This is a genomic window from Arthrobacter sp. efr-133-R2A-120, assembly GCF_030209835.1.
Classification (GTDB): Bacteria; Actinomycetota; Actinomycetes; order Actinomycetales; family Micrococcaceae; genus Arthrobacter.
Genome location: NZ_JARVRF010000020.1, coordinates 46,479 through 63,768, shown reverse-complemented (window position 1 = coordinate 63,768; position 17,290 = coordinate 46,479). Strand labels below are relative to the sequence as shown.

Below are 17,290 nucleotides of genomic sequence, written 5' to 3'. Positions count from 1 at the left end.
ACCATGAACTCAACGAACCAGGAGCCCCTGCTTCGGGCCGAGCATCTCACTAAGTCCTACGGGGCCCGTCCCGTCCTCAAGGAGGCATACCTCAACATCGTGTCCGGTGAGATCCATGCCCTCCTGGGCGAGAATGGCTCAGGCAAGTCCACACTGATCAAACTCCTCGCCGGCCAGATCGCCCCGGATGGGGGCTACACGGCAGACAATGCTCCCTGCGTCACGGTGTCCGGCCGGTCGGAGGGCCTCCCGATCGACCCTAAGACGGCAGAACGCCTGAAGCTTGGATTTGTGCACCAGGATCTCGGCCTGGTCCTTTCATCCACCGTCATGGAGACGCTCGGGCTAGGCCGTTACCGAACACAGTGGGGAAGGATCAGCTGGCGCGCCCAACGGTCCTATACCGAGGAGACCCTCCGACGTTATGGGCTCGGCCTCTCGCCCGACGCGGTGGTCGGACGCCTGTCCGCAGTAGAGCGGGCCATGCTGTCGATCATCAGGGGCATCGAGTCCATAAGCGGCGAAGAAAGGGGTGTGCTCGTCCTGGACGAACCCACAGCCTACCTCCCGGCGGACGCGGTGCACCAGCTATTCGAGGTCCTCCGCAGGATCAAGGCCACCGGTAGCTCGGTGGTGTTTGTGACGCACCGACTCGACGAAGTGAAGGATGTTTGCGATCGGGCAACCATCCTGAGGTCAGGAGAAGTCGTGGCAACCATGGACGTCGCGTCAGCGACTACCGACGACCTCATAACGGCCATCCTTGGCACGGAGCTCACGAACCTCTATCCGTCCGAACATACGACCGTGACTGAGCCCGTCCTACGGGCTACAAATCTCAGCGGAGCAGAAACGCGTGATGTCTCATTCGTGGCGTCCCGCGGAGAGATCCTCGGACTGACGGGCCTCGTGGGAGATGGTTTCGAGGAGATCATCGGTCTGTGCTTCGGTGCCAGCCGCGGAGAAGGGAAAGTCGAAGTCAAAGGCACGGAAGTCGAGCAGAAGTGGCTTCGACCGCGCCGTGCCATGAGCATGGGGATGGCGTATATCCCCGCAGATCGGGCGACCTCCAGCGGACTTATGGCAGCTTCGGCGGCCGAGAACCTCACGATGGCCACCATGAGGCGTTACTGGCGTTCGGGTCGCATGGCCTACTCAGAGGAGCACAAGGACGCAATCGAGGCGATGCGCCGTGTTGGGTTGCGGCCACTGGCGCCCGATCTGCCCCTGAGCTCGTTCAGCGGCGGCAACCAGCAAAAACTAATCCTTGCCAAGTGGCTGCTCACCCGTCCCCACGTTCTCTTCCTCCACGAACCGACCAACGGCGTCGACGTGGGAGCCAAGAAGACTCTCTTTGACCTGATCAACCGCGCAGCCCGAGACGGCTGCTCCGTCGTGATCGCGAGCAGTGAATACGAGGATCTCGCCCATCTTTGTCATCGAGTCATCGTCATCAAGAACGGGGCCGTCTCCGGAGAGCTGACCGGGGATCAGCTAACCACCGATGCCATCACCCACCGCTGCCTCGCCTCCACAGCGACGCCTGCCACATCGTGAAACCAACATTAAGGAATCCCGCAATGAGCGTATTCGAGGTCGGATCCCTCCACGTACCCGCAGGGGAACTGCGACACGGTCGCCTGACCGCCACCACGTCCGCCTCCGGACAAGTAGTCAGTGTGCCGGTGAGCATCATGCACGGGGCGGAGCCTGGTCCTGTCCTTCTTGTCACTGGAGCCACGCATGGCACTGAAATCACGGGAACACGAACACTTCTCAAGCTCATCGCGCGCATTGACCCGGCGAGGCTGCGAGGAACATTGATCTCAGTTCCGGTGACCAATCCACTTGCTTTCGACCGTGCGACCTACGCCTCTCCCGAGGACGGCATCCACCTGGGAATGCCGTGCTACTGGCCCAGCGACCCAGCCGGATCACCAACGCTGCGGATAGGGGCGCAAGTCCGCAGTCTCTTCGATGTCACGACTCACTACATCGACTTGCACAACAACGCGGAGCCGGCGGTGCCCATGTCGATGGAGTTCGCGGCACAGTGCTCCTCACCCGAGGTCCGCCAAGTCCAGCGCGCAATGGCGGAAGCTTTCGGCGTCACCCCGGTTCTGATGACCGACCCAGAGGACGGTACCGCGGAGAAGGTGGGGTCCGTGGACGGCCAGCCCGCTGCTGCCTCCTCAGCACATGGTATTCCGGGGCTGATGGTCGAGTTGCTCGACGAGCATGGACACCAAGGATACGAAGCGGGTGTCCGAGGTGTCCTCAACGTCATGTCCAAGCTAGGAATGTTGGAGGAACCAGTTGCACCCCAGTTGGTGGAAAGGCTCCAAGGAAGTTTCACCTACCATGGGGTACTCACCTCCCGCGAGTCAGGTGTTCTATTCCCGGTTTGCGATCCAGGAACAGTTATGGAGCAAGGCAGCGTTGTTGCGCACATCGTGGGCATGGATGGGTCGGTGTTGGAAGAGGTCAAGATGCCCGTCACGGGATTCGTGTGGGCTTTCCTGACGACGGCGCCAGGGGGCGGGTCCTTTGCCGTGCCCGAAGGCCATGCTGTCGGATTCGTTGCGGCGGCCGACGTATGAGCGCCAACGCAGCCATCCCCGAGACCATAGGTGCATCTGCCACCAGGAATACCCAACTCCGAAACGCCATTAAAGGGGCAGTGCAAGCGGAGATAGAGGCTTTTCGCGACCAGGCGATCGACCTCAGCCATCGCATCCACGGCATGCCCGAACTCGGTTTTGCCGAGTTTAAGTCCAGCAGGGAAGTCGCGAACGAGCTGCGCGCAGCCGGATTCACAGTGACAGAACGCGCCTTTGGGCTGGACACCGCGATCTCCGCAGTTGCCGGAGCAGGCTCCTTCAAAGCGATCGTGGTGGCAGAGTATGACGCATTGCCAGAGCTTGGCCACGCATGCGGCCACAACCTGATCGCAGCATGCGCAGTCGCTGCGGCTGTGGGACTGAAGGGCGTGGCTGAGCAGCTCGATCTCACGGTGGAACTGTTGGGCACGCCGGCAGAGGAGACCGGCGGCGGCAAGATCCTGATGCTGGAACAAGGTGCATTCATCGGCGCCGACATGGCCATGATGATTCATCCTGCGCCATTCGAAGACGCCTCACCAGGCTTCCTCGCCAGCACCGGTTTCTCCTTCGAGTTCTCCGGTAAGAGCTCGCACGCCGCGGCGTCGCCATGGGAGGCAGCGAACGCCGCCGACGCATCGACCATCGCGCAGGTCGCCGTCGGTTTGCTTCGCCAGCAGCTCCCCAACGACACCCGAGTCCATGGTGTTGTCACGAATGCCGGTTCTGCTGCCAACGTGATCCCGGGAAGTTCCGCGGGTGTGTACGGGATCAGAGCCCAGACCCTTGCGGACCTTGAGGATATGGTCCCACGTGTCGAGGCCTGCTTCACGGGGGCAGCCCTCGCGGCCGGCTGCACAGTGGAATTGGAATGGGAACTGACATACCCGAATGTTGTGCAGTCGCCGCGGCTGGCCTCGCTGTATCAGCAGAATGCGGAGGCCCTAGGCCGAAGCTTTCCGCAGGATCCGGAAGCCCGCGCATTCCGTGCCTCCACCGACTTCGGCGCCGTCTCCCAAGTCGTCCCAAGCCTTCATCCGCACGTCAAGATTTGTGACTCGCCTGTGTCCAACCACCAGTCCGCGTTCACAGAAGCTGCAGCCTCGGAGCGAGCTGATCAGGCGCTCATCGAAGGCGCGATCGCCATGGCTTGGACGGTTGTGGACGCCGCGCTGACACGAATTCGGCCGTGACTCACTGGAACTCTGCGGCAACACAGTTCTGGCGGGCAAGTCCAGGCAGCGCGCAGGTGGGCCGGCCGCAATGCGGCCGGCCCACCGCACACGCCAGGAGTGCGCGCCCGTACCCTAGGAGTGCGCCGCCCCCTCCAGGTTCCGGTCGGCGTCGGGCTCTGCATTTGCCGAAGTGGCGCCTTGGTGGCGCTTCCTCAGGACGAAGTAGAGGACGACGATACCGATGGCGAACGGGACCCCGAAGATCAGTGTCATCCGGAAGGCATCAACGAAGAGGGTGGTGACCATGATGGCAACCATGAGGATCGCTCCGGCCCAGGAGGCCACCGGGTAAAACCGCAGCTTGTACGACAGAGCCGTCCCGTCGCGCTTCGCTGCCTGTCGGAACGCCAGATGGGTCACGAAGATCATGAGCCACGTGGCCATTGCCCCGAACATGGACAGCGCCATCATGAAGGTGAAGCCTGACTCCGGATTCAGGGCGTACACGCAGGCCGCCACGGCGATTCCACCTGTGCAGAGGATCAGTGCATTGACCGGGGAACCGTTCTTGTGAAGCCGCCCGAACACGGCGGGCGCCTGCCCTGCGCGGGACAAGCTGAACATCATGCGCGTGGAGATGTAGAGCTGCGAGTTCATGGCTGAAAGCGCAGCCACAATCACCACGACGTTGATGACTGAATCGGCGAACGGAATGCCAATGACCTGCATGACGGTGACGAAAGGGCTGTTTCCGGCAAGGATCTGGCTGACAGGTGCAATGGCCAGGATCAGCGCCAGGGTCAGGATGTAGAAGAGGAAGAGACGGAATACAGTGACCTTGAACGCCTTCTTGACGGCCGTTCCCGGATCCTTCGCTTCACCGGCGGCAATGGCGATCATCTCCACCGAGAGGTAGCTGAAGATCGCCACAATCACGGCCACCCACATGCCGGACACGCCGTTGGGGAAGAACCCGCCCTCGGCAGTGTAGTTATGGATTCCGTAGCCGGCCTCTCGCTTTCCAAAGACCAGGATGGCGGCGAGCAGGATGAATCCGAGGATGGCGAACACCTTGATGCTGGAGAACCAGTATTCCAGGGTGCCGAAGGCCTTGACGTTGAACATGTTGACCGCGATGAGAACGCCGGCAAACAACAGGATCCAGACCAGCGGAGGAACTCCCGGGAACCAGAGCTTCATGTAGTCCCCGATCGCAAGCACTTCGGTGCCCACGGCCAGCACAACGCAGGACCAGTAGAGGTACTTCACCAGGAATCCGGCGAGGGGCGAAATGTAGTGCTCGGCGAAAGCCCCGAAGGACCCGGTGGTCGAATGGGCCACGGTCATCTCAGCCAGCGCGCCCATCAGCATCACGGCGATCAGGCCACCGATCGCATAGCTCAGCAGGACGCTGGGTCCGGCGAAAGATATGGCGAACTTGCTTCCGAGGAAAAGCCCAGTGCCGATCGCGCCGCCCAGCGCGATCATGGTCAACTGTGGGCTGGTGAGTTCGCGCTTGAGTCCGCGTTCGCGGTTTTTAATCAGGTCGAAGCTGTGTGACATCGTTGTCTCCTTGCTCGAAAGTTCTTGGGGAGTTGTGCCGCAGGGGCTAGCACTCCGGAATGACGGCGATGCCTTGGATCTCGATGAGGGCTTCCTTCTGCCACAGCCGGGTGACACCGATTCCGGCCATCGCGGGATACTCGGAACCGGCCATTTCGCGCCAGATCCGACCAATCTCGCGGCCGTTGGCCATGTAGTCGTCCACGTCGGTGAGGTAGATGGTCACGCTGACCAGGTCCTCAGGTAGTCCGCCGGCTTCGCGCAGGGTGGTCAGCACATTGGAAAACGCCTGCGTGAACTGTTCCACGATCCCGCCGGGAACGATGTTCATGTCCTTGTCCAGGGCCGTCTGGCCACCCAAGAACAGCGTGTTTCCGGCAAGCATTCCGTGCGCAAAGCCCGACGGCTTCGGGAGCGACCCTGGATTGACGGTCTTGTGGCTCATGTTGTTCCTCCTCTTGGTGGCGGCTGCGACATGTTCGAAAAAATCCCTGTGCAGATCATTCCCCGCCGTGCTACGTTGAGCATATGTGACGATCGTAAAAAAGTCGACACATCAGAAGACGCATCGGAATGAATGTAGGAATTGACAGCATACGAAGGGACAACACGCATGAAGCTGGCCACCTTACGGACAGCCGACGGGGGCACGACGGCGGCGCTCGCTTTGGGCGGGAACAGTTACGTACCGCTGCCGGCCAACGACGTCGGAGCACTTCTCGCCGTCCCGGACTGGCGCGCCCTGGCGGAAGCAGCGTTTGTTGCAGCGTCTGGACCGGGAGTCGTGTCCGCACCTGCCGGCGAGCTGGCACCTCTGCTTCCACGGGCCGGAAAAGTCATCTGCTGCGGGCTGAACTACGGCGACCACATTCAGGAGATGGGCCGCGAACTGCCGGAATACCCCACGCTCTTCGCGAAGTATGCCGACACCCTTATCGGGCCGGCTGAGACGATCCATGTCCACGGTAGCGCGAAGGTCGACTGGGAAGCCGAGCTGGCCGTCGTGGTCGGCTCCGTGCTGTTCCGCGCGGACGAGGACCAAGCCCGCGCGGCAATTGCCGGGTACACAATCGCCAACGACGTGTCCATGCGCGACTGGCAGAACCGCACGCTGCAGTGGTTCCAAGGCAAGGCGTTCGACGGAACCACCCCGGTAGGCCCGGTCATGGTGACCGCGGACGAGGTCGACGGCGACTTCGAGGTCCGCGGTTATGTCAACGGCGAGCTGGTGCAGCAGGGGAACACCAGCACCTTGGTGTTCGAACCGGCGAAACTCCTTTCCTACATCTCCCAGATCACTATCCTGCGCCCCGGAGACCTTGTCCTGACCGGTACGCCCGGCGGAGTCGGCATGGGTATGACACCGCCGCGTTTCCTGAACGACGGCGATGTCCTCACCACCGAAATCGACGGGATCGGAAGGCTGGAAAACCAATTCAGAATCCACGCACCCGTCCCCGCCAACGTCTAAGCCAATACCAAGCACTTCAAAGGAGTGACCACTATGAACACAACCGCTACCGACTACCGCCTCGAAGGCGACAACTCCATCTACGCCCAGGCCGACGGCAAGGTGGTGCCGGTCGTCACCCGCGCCGGTGAAGAAGATACCAACACTGCCCAGTCCGGCGACTGTGTCCGCGTCTCCGGCGTCAGCATCCAGCACACGCCGGCCACCAAGATCTGGTTCGGGCAGGTCTCCAACGTTCCCGGCTACCGCTCCCTGCCGCACCACCACGGCGAAGCGGAAACCGGCGGCTACGTGCTCCGCGGCCACGGCCGCATCTACTTTGGCGAGAACTACTCCGAGTTCCTGGACATGAAGACGGGCGACTGGGTCTTCGTCCCGCCGTTCATGCCGCATGTCGAGGCCAACATGTCCGTCACCGAAGAACTCGTGTGGCTGACCGCGCGCACCCCGGAGAACCTCGTGGTCAACCTCGAAGACGTTGCCGATGAGACCCTCGCAGACTTCCGCAGGGCCTGATGGACATGTCCACTGGAATCCTGACCTCGGAGACATTCCTCAAGGCCATCGAACTGACGGCCGTCCCCGCCCAGATCCACGACGAAGCCTACGAAGCGACCTCGCAGTACGTTCCGTGGCCCAAAGCCTACGGAGGGGACATGGTGGCCCAGGCCGCGGCAGCGATGATGCGATCGGTCGGCGCTGACAGGCAGCTGCACTCAATGCACAGCTACTTCATGCGCCCCGTGGAGATCGGGGCCACGGTTCGCTACGAGGTTGAACGCCTCCGCGACGGCCGAGGATACTCGACCCGCAGCGTGCGTGGCCACCAGAACGGCAAGACCGTGTACGCGGCGATGGGTTCCTTCCAGGTTCCCGAAGACGGTCCGGACTTCCAGCCCGAGGCGCCCACCGCCGTCGAACCCGAATCCCTGCGCAGTGCTGCCGAGGTGCTGCAAGGCGTCGAGGGGCCCGCTGCCGAGTACTGGTCCTCGAAGCGCAGCTTCGACATGCGACACATTCCCGGACCGGTATATCTGCAGGTCGAAGGCGAATCCGTGCCGCATCAGGCCATCTGGGTGAAAGCCTTCGAGCAATTGCCCGACGCCGGTGACGAGCACGCGACGGCAGATCTGCACCGGGCCGCGCTGGCATACGTCTGCGACTACACCATCCTTGAGCCCCTGCTCCGGGTGAACGGGCTCCACTGGTCCAGCCCCGGACTTGCCACGGCCAGCCTGGACCACTCCATGTGGTTCCACCGGGACGGCCGCGCGGATGACTGGGTCCTGTACGCCCAGGAGGCCGTGTCCGGGCAAAGCAACAGGGGGCTGGCCACGGGCCGTTTCTTTGACAGGCAAGGACGCCTGCTGGCAACGGTTGCCCAAGAGGGCATGATCCGCGCCGGCTCCTGAACACCTTCGACTTACCCGCCGTATTACTGAAAGGAGTGGCCATGACAATGTTGAGATCAGCCCACGTGGACACCTTCACCCGCGACCATTTGCCACCGGCCGGCACGTGGCCGACCCTCGAATTCACCCTGCCGGAACTCCAGTACCCGGCGACGCTCAACGCAGCGGCGGCGCTCATTGACGACGCCGTCGCAAGCCATGGTGCCGGACGCCCCGCGCTGCGGACCCCCGACGGCACAGTCTGGACGTACGGTGAGCTGCAGCGGCGCGCCAACCAAGTCGCCCAGGTCCTCACCGAGGATCTCGGCGTGGTGCCCGGCAACCGCGTCATGCTGCGCGGTCCGAACAATCCCTGGATTGTCGCGGCCTGGCTGGGCGTGCTCAAGGCCGGGGCCGTCGTTGTCACCACCATGCCGATGTTGCGTTCCAGCGAGGTCGGCACGATTATCAGCCTCACACGTCCTACCGTAGCCATCTCCGACCACCGGTTCATGGACGAACTGCTCACGGCAGCAGGAGAGGACACCGTTGTCCTCTCCTACGGATCCGACGACGCCTGTGACCTCGCGTCCCGCTGTGCCGCCAAGAGCGGCGAGTTCGCTGCCGTGCCGACCTCCGCCGACGACGTCGCGCTGCTCGGCCCGACGTCGGGCACCACGGGCACGCCCAAGATCACCATGCATTTCCACAGGGACATCCTCGCGAACGCCGACACGTTCGCCCGCCATATTCTGCAGCCAACCGCCGACGACGTGTTTGCCGGTTCACCACCCCTCGCCTTCACGTTCGGCCTCGGTGGGCTGGTGGTCTTCCCCCTGCGCTTCGGCGCATCCTCGCTGCTGACCGAACGGGCCACCCCCGTGGAACTTGCCGAGAGTGCCGCCGCTGCCGGGGCCACCATCCTGTTCACCGCACCCACTGCGTACCGGGCCATCCTCAAGGAAGGCCGCGGATCATTGCTCCGCGAGCTCCGGGTCGCGGTCTCGGCGGGCGAACACTTGCCCAAGGAAACGTGGGAAGCCGTTCGGGTGGCCACCGGTCTCCGGCTCGTCAATGGCATCGGAGCCACCGAATTGTTGCATGTGTTCATTTCCGCGTCCGGGGATGACATCCGGCCCGGCACCACCGGACGGGCCGTTCCCGGGTACAGGGCAGCCATCCTCGACGACGAGGGGCTGGAACTAGGACCCGGGCAGCTTGGCCGGCTCGCCGTCATCGGCCCCACCGGATGCCGCTACTTGGACGACCCACGGCAAGCGAATTATGTGGTCAACGGCTGGAACGTCACCGGCGATACCTTCACGAAAGACGAGGACGGGTACTTCACGTATCAGTCCCGGTCGGACAACATGATCGTTTCCTCCGGCTACAACATCGGCGCCCCCGAGGTGGAAACCGCCATCGACCTGCACCCGGACGTTGTGGAGAACGCCGTCATCGGCCGGCCCGACGAAGCACGCGGCAGCGTCGTCTGCGCGTTCATCGTCCTGCGCGAAGGCGTCAGGGGCGATGACGCGAAGCGCAAGGAAATACAGGACTTCGTCAAACGGACGATCGCCCCCTACAAGTACCCGCGGGACATCCGGTTCGTCGACGAACTTCCCCGCAATCCCAGCGGCAAGCTGCAGCATTTCAAGCTGCGCGACCGTATCGACAACGACCCCGAACAGCTTGCCGGCGCAGGCCTGGGCCAGGCCTGAGAAGGAGCAAAAGCATGAAAATCGCAATCGTAGGAGGCGGCCCCGGCGGCCTGTACTTCGCGGCATTGATGAAGCAACTCGACCCGTCACACAAGATCACCCTCTGGGAACGAAACGCCGCCAGCGACACTTTCGGTTTCGGCGTCGTATTTTCCGATGAGACTCTCGGCGGCATCGGCAACGCCGACCCGGTCGTGGCCGAATACATGAGCCTGCGCTTCGCCCGCTGGTCCGACATCGACATCCATTTCGGCGGCGAAACGGTGACGGTGGGCGGCCAGGGCTTTGCGGCCATGAGTCGCAAGGAACTGTTGGAACTGCTTCAGCGCCGGTGCGCCGAGCTCGGCGTCGACCTGCGTTTCCAGACCCTTTCGCCGCCGGTGGAGGAGCTTGAGGCCAACTATGACCTGGTCCTCGCAGCGGATGGCATTAACTCCCAGATCCGCGCGAAGTACGCGGACTCCTTCGCTCCAAGCCTGGATCTGCGGGCCAACAAGTTCATGTGGCTCGGTACGGACCAGGTGTTCGAGGCGTTCAAGTTTTTCGTCAAGGAAACAGAATGGGGAGTCATGCAGATCCATGGCTACCCGTATTCCGACGAAGGATCCACGTTCATTGTCGAAATGCACGAGGACGTGTGGCGGGCTGCCGGCTTCGACGAGACCGCTGACGATGTGCTCCCTCCCGGGGTATCGGACGAGAAGGCGATCAGCAAGATCCGTTCCATCTTCGCGGAAGAACTGGACGGCTACGAGGTCCTGTCCAACAACTCCAAGTGGATCAACTTCACCACCGTGCGTAACGAGAGCTGGCGCCATGGCAATGTCGTGCTGCTCGGCGATGCGGCTCATACCGCACACTTCTCCATCGGTTCCGGAACCAAACTGGCCATGGAGGACTCCCTGGCACTCGCCGCCTGCTTGCACGAGCACCCGGATGTGGAGTCGGCGTTGTCTGCCTATGAAACGGAGCGTCGTCCGGTTGTCGCCTCCACCCAGCGCGCCGCCCAGGCTTCGCTTGAATGGTTCGAGCGGATCGCCCAATACAAGGAGCAGGATCCGACGCAGTTCGCATTCAACCTCCTCACGCGGAGCCGCCGCATCACCCAGGAAAACCTGCGGCTGCGCGACCCGGAATTCGCCGACGCCGTGGACCGCAACTTCGCCGAGTCCCAAGGACTGACGGAGACTGCCCCGGCCATGTTCCAACCGTTCCGGATCGGCGGACTGGAGCTCAAGAACCGCATTGTGGTCTCCCCCATGGACATGTACTCCGCGGTGGATGGCGTCCCGGGCGACTTCCACAAAGTACACCTCGGTTCCAAGGCACTCGGCGGCGCCGGATTGGTCATGACCGAAATGGTGTGTGTTTCCAAGACCGGGCGGATCACCCCCGGCTGCACCGGCCTGTACACGGACACACAGCGCGACAGCTGGAAGGAAATCGTGGACTTCGTCCATGCGCGTTCGACGGCCAAGATCGGTGCGCAGCTGGGTCATTCCGGCCGCAAGGGCTCCACCAAGCTCATGTGGGAAGGCATCGACGAACCGCTCGCATCCGGCAACTGGCAGGCTGTTGGACCGACGGCCCTGCCGTACGGTCCCGGCAACCAGACGCCTGCGGAACTCGACCACGCAGGAATGGCCGCCATCAAGGCTGAGTTCGTGGCCGCGACCCTCCGTGCCGAAGAGGCAGGCTTCGACCTCCTTGAGGTCCATGCCGCCCACGGCTACCTGCTTTCCTCGTTCCTCTCGCCGGTGTCCAACCGCCGGACGGACACGTACGGTGGCAGCTTGGAGAACCGCTTGCGGTTCCCCCTGGAAGTGTTCGACGCCGTCCGTGCGGCGTGGCCTGCCAGCAAGCCTGTGACGGTACGCATCTCGGCGACGGACTGGATCGAAGGCGGCAACACCTCAGACGACTCGCTCGACATCGCGCGGGCATTCGTGGCTCATGGCGCCGCGGGCATCGACGTCTCCACCGGCCAGGTCGCCAAGGAAGAACAACCGGCTTTCGGCCGCAGCTACCAGACGCCGTTCGCCGACCGCATCCGCCAGGAGGTCGCCGCACCCGCCGGAGCAGCCGTCATCGCCGTCGGTGCCATCTCCAGCTACGACGACGTCAATTCCGTCCTCCTTGCAGGACGGGCCGACCTCGTGGCGCTGGGCAGGACGCACTTGTTCGACCCCCAGTGGACGCTCCACGCCGCAGCCGAGCAGGAATACCAGGGCCCCGGGGCGCAGTGGGTTCCGCAGTTCCGGGCGGGCCGACGCAAACCGCCGAGCTCCCGCACGGATGCCGTAAGGCCCAGGCTTTCGCTCTTGAAAGAGCGCGAGTCCGACGCCGACAACACGCACCTGCGCTGGACCCCGAGAGCAGTCCCCGCGCCCGTACTGGCAAACTAGGCTGGACCGCATGGCTATCATCCATCGAGCAACCCTGAGTCCCAGCAAACTTGAACTCATCGAGACGTATTTGCCCGCCCAGCCGTGGTTCACCAAGGATGGCTCCGCGCCGCCCGAGCTGCTCGGCGCGTACCGCTTCGATGATCCGGACGGCGAAGTCGGCCTCGAGACCCACTTGGTCTCCCACGGCGGCAAGGTCTACCAGGTTCCCCTGAGCTATCGGGGTTCGGAATTGCCCGGCGCGGAGGACTCGCTACTCGGCACCATGGAACACTCCGTGTTGGGCACGAGGTGGGTGTACGACGCCTGCGCCGATCCCGTCTACGTCACTGCCCTTGCCACCGCCATCCTCACTGGACAGCGGGAAGCCGAACAGTTCGTGGACGTGGACGGCGTGCTGGAGCCACGCAAGAGTTCCGTCGAGGCCAAGGGCAGCGGAACTCCCGGTAGCGAAGTCCCTGCACTGACCCCGGCAGCCCCGATTACCGAGGACACCGTCACGGGCATCGACGGCGGTGAGCTCACACTGCTGGTGAACCGTGTCTTGGAGCCGGGGATCCAGGGTTCGGAAGATTCGGCTGCCCTTCGGGGCACGTGGGCCGGGCAGGAGGCGCCGGTGCTACTGGCGTCCCTCTCACAGCACTAGAGGACTACTCCCCCGGTCGCGGCCGCCACACCACAACTGCCTGGGACCGCGCCCGGGGGCGCTGCCCGCGGGCCAGGCTGACGACGTCGCCCGCTGCTCCCGCGGCGAAAACGCGGGCCTCCATCGGGCTCCGCCGGCGCTGCAGTTCCTCGCTCAACTCGGCAACGCGGAACTGCAGCGCGGCCACCTGGTTTTCGAGCTCAAGGATCCGCTTGATGCCCTCGAGGGACACGCCCTCGTGGGAGAGCCGCTGGACCTCGCGCAAACGGTCGATGTCGCGCTGGGAGTAACGCCGCGACTTGCCCGGGGCACGGCTCGGCGACACGATGCCGAGGCGGTCGTACTGGCGCAGGGTCTGCGGATGCATGTCAGCCAGTTCGGCCGCGACGGAGATGACGAAGATCGGCTGGTTGATGTCGATGCCCATGCCTACGTCCCCTCCCATGTGTTCTGCCGCTACAAGCGGGCCTTGGCGGCCAGGTCGTGGCGGGGATCGGCGTCGGCAGTGGCTGCGGCGAATGCCTTGACGGCCTCCTCGGCCTCTTTGTTAAGGTTCTGCGGGACGGCGACGTCGATCGTCACCAGCAGATCCCCGGTCCCCTTCGATGTTTTGACGCCGCGGCCCTTGACCCGGAGCGTGCGCCCGGAAGGCGTGCCGGCCGGGACGCGGACGGTGACGGAGTCGCCGTCGAGCGTCGGCACGTGGATGTTGGAACCCAAAGCCGCCTCCGCGAAGGTGACCGGCACATGGATGCGGATGTTGTCGCCGTCGCGGTTGAAGAAATCGTGGGGCTTGACGTTCACCGTGATGATGAGGTCCCCGTTGCCGGCGGCACCGGGGTTGCCCTTGCCGCGCTGACGGACCTTCTGGCCGTCCCTGATGCCCGCCGGAATCTTCACGTCGATGACGTTGCCGTTGCTTTCGCGCAAGCTCACCGTGGTGCCGTGAATGGAGCCGGCAAAGGAAATCGAGGTGGATGCCGTGCGGTCGCTGCCTTTTTGGGGAGCCCGCTGGAAACCGGTCTGTCCGCCGCCGAAACCGCCGCCGAAGAGATCAGCGAACTCGGGCGGGATGCCTCCAGCACCGGCAGGCTGGCGCGCGCCGCCGCCGAAAAGCCCTCCGAACAAGTCCTCGAAACCGCCATTGGCCGGCCCGCCGCGAGCTGCTCCCGGAGCGAAGCGAGCCCCGCCCATGGCGCGAATGGCATCGTACTGCTGGCGCTCCTCGGCATCCGAGAGCACCGAATAGGCCTCCGAGATGTCCTTGAACTTCTTCTCCGCAGTAGCATCCCCGGAATTGGTATCCGGATGGTACTTCCGCGCAAGCTTGCGGTACGCCTTCTTGATGTCAGCGTCAGAGGCGTCCTTGGCGACACCAAGGATGGCGTAAAAATCCTTCTCAACCCAGTCCTGGCTGGCCACTCGGCTTCTCTCTTTCGTTTCCGTGTTCGGTTGCGTGCGCTACGCGATGCATAGGCCCCCGCCCCTTCGCGTGGCGGCTAAGTCCTACGGACTTCAGCCGCCACGCTCCGGCAGGCCCGATGCCACTCCCGGGGCCTATGCATCGCTTCGCGCCTGCTGTCATCTCACCTGAGGCGAGCTTACAGCGGGCGCGAAGCCGGATATGGGGCGGCGGTGTGGAGGGCACCGCGAAGCGGGCACCGCCCCATATCCGGCGAAGCGCCAAGGTGAGCACACATAGCGCGGTGAGAACCTCAGGCCGGCACAGCCACAATCACCTGGGCCGCGCGCAGCACGCGGTCGCCGGACCGGTAGCCGGAGCGCAGCACTTGGCTGACGGTGTCTACTTCGATGTCCTCGCCCGGTTGCTGGATGAGGGCTTCGTGGATCGTGGGGTCGAAGTCGACTCCGGTTTCCGCGATGCGCTCCAAGCCGTACGTCTTCAGCGCGTTCTCCAGTTTGGCTGCGATCGCGGCGAACGGGCCGTCCACGAGGTCGCCGTGCTGGCGGGCGGCGTCGACGTCGTCCAGCACCGGCAGCAGGGAGTTCAGGACGCCGATGACGGCCATTTCCCCTGCGACGGCGCGGTCGCGTTCGACGCGCTTGCGGTAGTTGACGTACTCAGCCTGCAGTCGGAGGAGGTCGTTGCGGAGTTCCGCGGCCTCTGCTTCTGCAGCGGCTCCGGGGGCTACCGACTCTTCAGCCGGAACCTCCATGCCGTTGAGGATTTCCTCAGCCTGGGACAGGGCGTCGCCCTCGGCGGCAGCGGCGTTGGAATCGGCTGCCGATCCTTGGGCGTGGCGGGCGGCCCCCGTCTCCGGGTCAACCTTGCGGTTGTCCCGAATAATTGGCTTCTGCTGACCGGCTCCTTCACGCTCGTCGTGCTTGCCCTCGTTGTTGGAAGGTGAGTGCTCTGCGTCGTTGCCGTGGTGAGGCATGCTTACTTCTTTTCGTCTTCGTCGATGATCTCGGCGTCGACGATGTCCTCGTCTGCAGCCTTGGCATCAGCGTGAGCGCCTTCAGCACCTGCGGCGCTGCTTGCGCCGTCCGGGGAACCGGCGTGCGAGTAGATCGCTTCGCCGAGCTTCGACTGCGAGTGCTGCAGCTTCTCGAAAGCGGTCTTCACTGCTGCGTCGTCGGTGCCCTCGAGGGCCTTCTTGAGGGCGTCGACGTCGGCCTTGACCTCGGTCTTGACCTCTTCAGGCAGCTTGTCGTCGTTTTCGGCGATGAGCTTGTCCACGGAGTAGGCGAGCTGCTCGGCAGTGTTGCGGGTGTCGGTAGCCTCGCGGCGGGCCTTGTCCTCGGCTGCGTGTTCCTCGGCTTCGCGGACCATGCGGTCGATGTCTTCCTTCGACAGCGCGGTGCCGCCGGTGATGGTCATCGACTGCTCCTTGCCGGTGCCCTTGTCCTTGGCGGAGACGTGGACGATGCCGTTGGCGTCGATGTCGAAGGTGACCTCGACCTGGGGGACGCCGCGCGGTGCCGGAGCGATGCCGGTCAGTTCGAACGTGCCCAGCGGCTTGTTGTCGCGGGTGAATTCACGCTCGCCCTGGAAGACCTGGATGGCCACGGACGGCTGGTTGTCGTCAGCGGTGGTGAAGGTCTCGGAACGCTTGGTGGGGATGGCCGTGTTGCGCTCGATCAGGTGCGTCATGACGCCGCCCTTGGTTTCGATACCGAGGGACAGCGGGGTGACGTCGATCAGGAGGACGTCCTTGCGCTCGCCCTTCAGCACACCGGCCTGGAGGGCTGCGCCAACGGCGACAACTTCGTCCGGGTTGACGCCCTTGTTGGGCTCCTTGCCGCCGGCAAGTTCCTTCACGAGGTCGTAAACGGCGGGCATACGGGTGGAACCGCCCACGAGAACGATGTGGTCGATTTCGGAGAGCTTGATGCCGGTCTCGGCGATGACGTCGTGGAACGGCTTCTTGGTGCGCTCGAGCAGGTCCTTGGTGAGGTCCTGGAACTTGGCGCGGGTCAGCTGCTCGTCCAGGTGGACCGGGCCGTCGGGGGTGACGGAGAGGTACTGGAGGGAGACGTTGGTGCTGGTGGAGGAAGAGAGTTCCTTCTTAGCCTGCTCCGAAGCCTCGCGCAGACGCTGCAGGGCGATCTTGTCCTTGGAAAGGTCGATGCCCTTGATCTTGAGCTGGTTCAGCAGGTAGTCAACAACGCGCTGGTCCCAGTCGTCGCCGCCGAGGCGGTTGTCACCGGCGGTGGCGCGGACCTGGATGGTGGAGAAGCCGTCTTCGTCCTTGCCGACTTCCAGCAGGGAGACGTCGAACGTTCCGCCGCCGAGGTCGAAGACCAGGATGAGTTCGTCTTCCTTGCCCTTGTCCAGGCCGTAGGCAAGTGCAGCGGCGGTGGGCTCGTTGACAATGCGGAGGACGTTCATGCCGGCGATTTCGCCGGCTTCCTTGGTGGCCTGGCGCTCGGCGTCGTTGAAGTAGGCCGGGACGGTGATGACAGCGTCGGTGACCTTTTCGCCGAGGTAGCTCTCGGCGTCGTTCTTCAGCTTCATGAGGATACGCGCGGAGATTTCCTGCGGCGTGTACTTCTTGTCGTCAATGGCGACGGACCAGTCGGTGCCCATGTGGCGCTTCACGGAAGCGATGGTGCGGTCGATGTTGTTGACGGCCTGGCGCTTGGCAATTTCGCCAACCAGGACTTCACCGGACTTGGAGAATGCAACGACCGACGGCGTGGTGCGGCCACCCTCGGCGTTGGCAATGACGGTGGGCTCGCCACCTTCGAGAACAGAGACGACGGAGTTAGTGGTTCCGAGGTCGATACCTACAGCGCGTGACATATGTTGCTTCCTTTCAATGAAACCGGGTTGAGCGTTCTTCACTCAACTGTA

The 17,290-nt window shown here is 63.7% G+C and carries 15 protein-coding genes; 9 read left to right on the top strand and 6 right to left on the bottom strand.

Annotated features, from left to right (window positions below):
- The first annotated feature begins 3 nt into the window (after positions 1–3).
- From QRN52_RS11645 to QRN52_RS11635, 3 genes are all read left to right on the top strand, one after another.
- Positions 4–1,557, top strand: a complete 1,554-nt coding sequence (locus QRN52_RS11645) for a sugar ABC transporter ATP-binding protein (RefSeq protein ID WP_284752879.1) — start codon at positions 4–6, stop codon at positions 1,555–1,557.
- Between the two features lie 23 nt (positions 1,558–1,580).
- Positions 1,581–2,600 carry a succinylglutamate desuccinylase/aspartoacylase family protein gene (locus QRN52_RS11640; RefSeq protein ID WP_284752878.1) on the top strand — a complete coding sequence of 340 codons (1,020 nt, stop codon included), beginning with the start codon at positions 1,581–1,583 and terminating at the stop codon, positions 2,598–2,600.
- 80 nt (positions 2,601–2,680) lie between these two features.
- Entirely contained in the window at positions 2,681–3,793 is a 1,113-nt protein-coding gene (locus tag QRN52_RS11635; RefSeq protein WP_284752877.1) for a M20 family metallopeptidase, read from the top strand.
- A 114-nt stretch (positions 3,794–3,907) separates the two neighbouring features.
- Here QRN52_RS11635 and QRN52_RS11630 read toward each other — a convergent pair whose 3' ends face one another.
- Positions 3,908–5,338, bottom strand: coding sequence for an amino acid permease (locus tag QRN52_RS11630; protein WP_284752876.1), 1,431 nt, complete (start codon positions 5,336–5,338; stop codon positions 3,908–3,910).
- Between the two features lie 46 nt (positions 5,339–5,384).
- Entirely contained in the window at positions 5,385–5,783 is a 399-nt protein-coding gene (locus tag QRN52_RS11625; RefSeq protein WP_284752875.1) for a RidA family protein, read from the bottom strand.
- 168 nt (positions 5,784–5,951) lie between these two features.
- On the opposite strand from QRN52_RS11625, the gene QRN52_RS11620 reads away from it, so the two are divergent.
- From QRN52_RS11620 to QRN52_RS11595, 6 genes are read left to right on the top strand one after another with little or no spacing between them, the layout of a single operon-like run.
- Complete coding sequence (locus QRN52_RS11620) at positions 5,952–6,809, top strand: fumarylacetoacetate hydrolase family protein (protein ID WP_284752874.1); 858 nt, start codon at positions 5,952–5,954, stop codon at positions 6,807–6,809.
- 33 nt (positions 6,810–6,842) lie between these two features.
- The gene (locus QRN52_RS11615; RefSeq protein ID WP_284752873.1) at positions 6,843–7,325 is read left to right on the top strand and encodes a cupin domain-containing protein; all 483 of its coding nucleotides are present in this window, start codon (positions 6,843–6,845) and stop codon (positions 7,323–7,325) included.
- Positions 7,326–7,330: 5 nt separating this feature from the next.
- Positions 7,331–8,221 carry an acyl-CoA thioesterase gene (locus QRN52_RS11610; RefSeq protein WP_284752872.1) on the top strand — a complete coding sequence of 297 codons (891 nt, stop codon included), beginning with the start codon at positions 7,331–7,333 and terminating at the stop codon, positions 8,219–8,221.
- 41 nt (positions 8,222–8,262) lie between these two features.
- On the top strand, positions 8,263–9,921 hold the full coding sequence (locus QRN52_RS11605; RefSeq protein WP_284752871.1) for an AMP-binding protein: 1,659 nt from the start codon (positions 8,263–8,265) through the stop codon (positions 9,919–9,921).
- Between the two features lie 14 nt (positions 9,922–9,935).
- Positions 9,936–12,326: a bifunctional salicylyl-CoA 5-hydroxylase/oxidoreductase gene (locus QRN52_RS11600; RefSeq protein WP_284752870.1), complete on the top strand. Its 2,391-nt coding sequence runs from the start codon at positions 9,936–9,938 to the stop codon at positions 12,324–12,326.
- Between the two features lie 10 nt (positions 12,327–12,336).
- Positions 12,337–12,972: a CG0192-related protein gene (locus QRN52_RS11595; protein WP_284752869.1), complete on the top strand. Its 636-nt coding sequence runs from the start codon at positions 12,337–12,339 to the stop codon at positions 12,970–12,972.
- A gap of 4 nt (positions 12,973–12,976) precedes the next feature.
- Here the strand turns inward: QRN52_RS11595 and QRN52_RS11590 are convergent, their stop codons facing one another.
- The 4 genes from QRN52_RS11590 to dnaK form a co-directional block, all read right to left on the bottom strand.
- The gene (locus QRN52_RS11590) at positions 12,977–13,399 is read right to left on the bottom strand and encodes a heat shock protein transcriptional repressor HspR (protein WP_269995195.1); all 423 of its coding nucleotides are present in this window, start codon (positions 13,397–13,399) and stop codon (positions 12,977–12,979) included.
- Positions 13,400–13,428: 29 nt separating this feature from the next.
- Entirely contained in the window at positions 13,429–14,394 is a 966-nt protein-coding gene (locus QRN52_RS11585; RefSeq protein ID WP_284752868.1) for a DnaJ C-terminal domain-containing protein, read from the bottom strand.
- Between the two features lie 293 nt (positions 14,395–14,687).
- On the bottom strand, positions 14,688–15,371 hold the full coding sequence (locus tag QRN52_RS11580; protein ID WP_284752867.1) for a nucleotide exchange factor GrpE: 684 nt from the start codon (positions 15,369–15,371) through the stop codon (positions 14,688–14,690).
- 2 nt (positions 15,372–15,373) lie between these two features.
- Positions 15,374–17,239, bottom strand: coding sequence for a molecular chaperone DnaK (gene dnaK, locus QRN52_RS11575; protein ID WP_078107406.1), 1,866 nt, complete (start codon positions 17,237–17,239; stop codon positions 15,374–15,376).
- Positions 17,240–17,290 lie beyond the last annotated feature (51 nt).

Coding starts and splice junctions, on each gene's coding strand:
- QRN52_RS11645 (WP_284752879.1), top strand. CDS start 4: ATGAACTCAACGAACCAGGAGCCCCTGCTTCGGGCCGAGCATCTCACT.
- QRN52_RS11640 (WP_284752878.1), top strand. CDS start 1,581: ATGAGCGTATTCGAGGTCGGATCCCTCCACGTACCCGCAGGGGAACTG.
- QRN52_RS11630 (WP_284752876.1), bottom strand. CDS start 5,338: ATGTCACACAGCTTCGACCTGATTAAAAACCGCGAACGCGGACTCAAG.
- QRN52_RS11625 (WP_284752875.1), bottom strand. CDS start 5,783: ATGAGCCACAAGACCGTCAATCCAGGGTCGCTCCCGAAGCCGTCGGGC.
- QRN52_RS11620 (WP_284752874.1), top strand. CDS start 5,952: ATGAAGCTGGCCACCTTACGGACAGCCGACGGGGGCACGACGGCGGCG.
- QRN52_RS11615 (WP_284752873.1), top strand. CDS start 6,843: ATGAACACAACCGCTACCGACTACCGCCTCGAAGGCGACAACTCCATC.
- QRN52_RS11610 (WP_284752872.1), top strand. CDS start 7,331: ATGTCCACTGGAATCCTGACCTCGGAGACATTCCTCAAGGCCATCGAA.
- QRN52_RS11605 (WP_284752871.1), top strand. CDS start 8,263: ATGACAATGTTGAGATCAGCCCACGTGGACACCTTCACCCGCGACCAT.
- QRN52_RS11600 (WP_284752870.1), top strand. CDS start 9,936: ATGAAAATCGCAATCGTAGGAGGCGGCCCCGGCGGCCTGTACTTCGCG.
- QRN52_RS11595 (WP_284752869.1), top strand. CDS start 12,337: ATGGCTATCATCCATCGAGCAACCCTGAGTCCCAGCAAACTTGAACTC.
- QRN52_RS11590 (WP_269995195.1), bottom strand. CDS start 13,399: ATGGGCATCGACATCAACCAGCCGATCTTCGTCATCTCCGTCGCGGCC.
- QRN52_RS11580 (WP_284752867.1), bottom strand. CDS start 15,371: ATGCCTCACCACGGCAACGACGCAGAGCACTCACCTTCCAACAACGAG.
- dnaK (WP_078107406.1), bottom strand. CDS start 17,239: ATGTCACGCGCTGTAGGTATCGACCTCGGAACCACTAACTCCGTCGTC.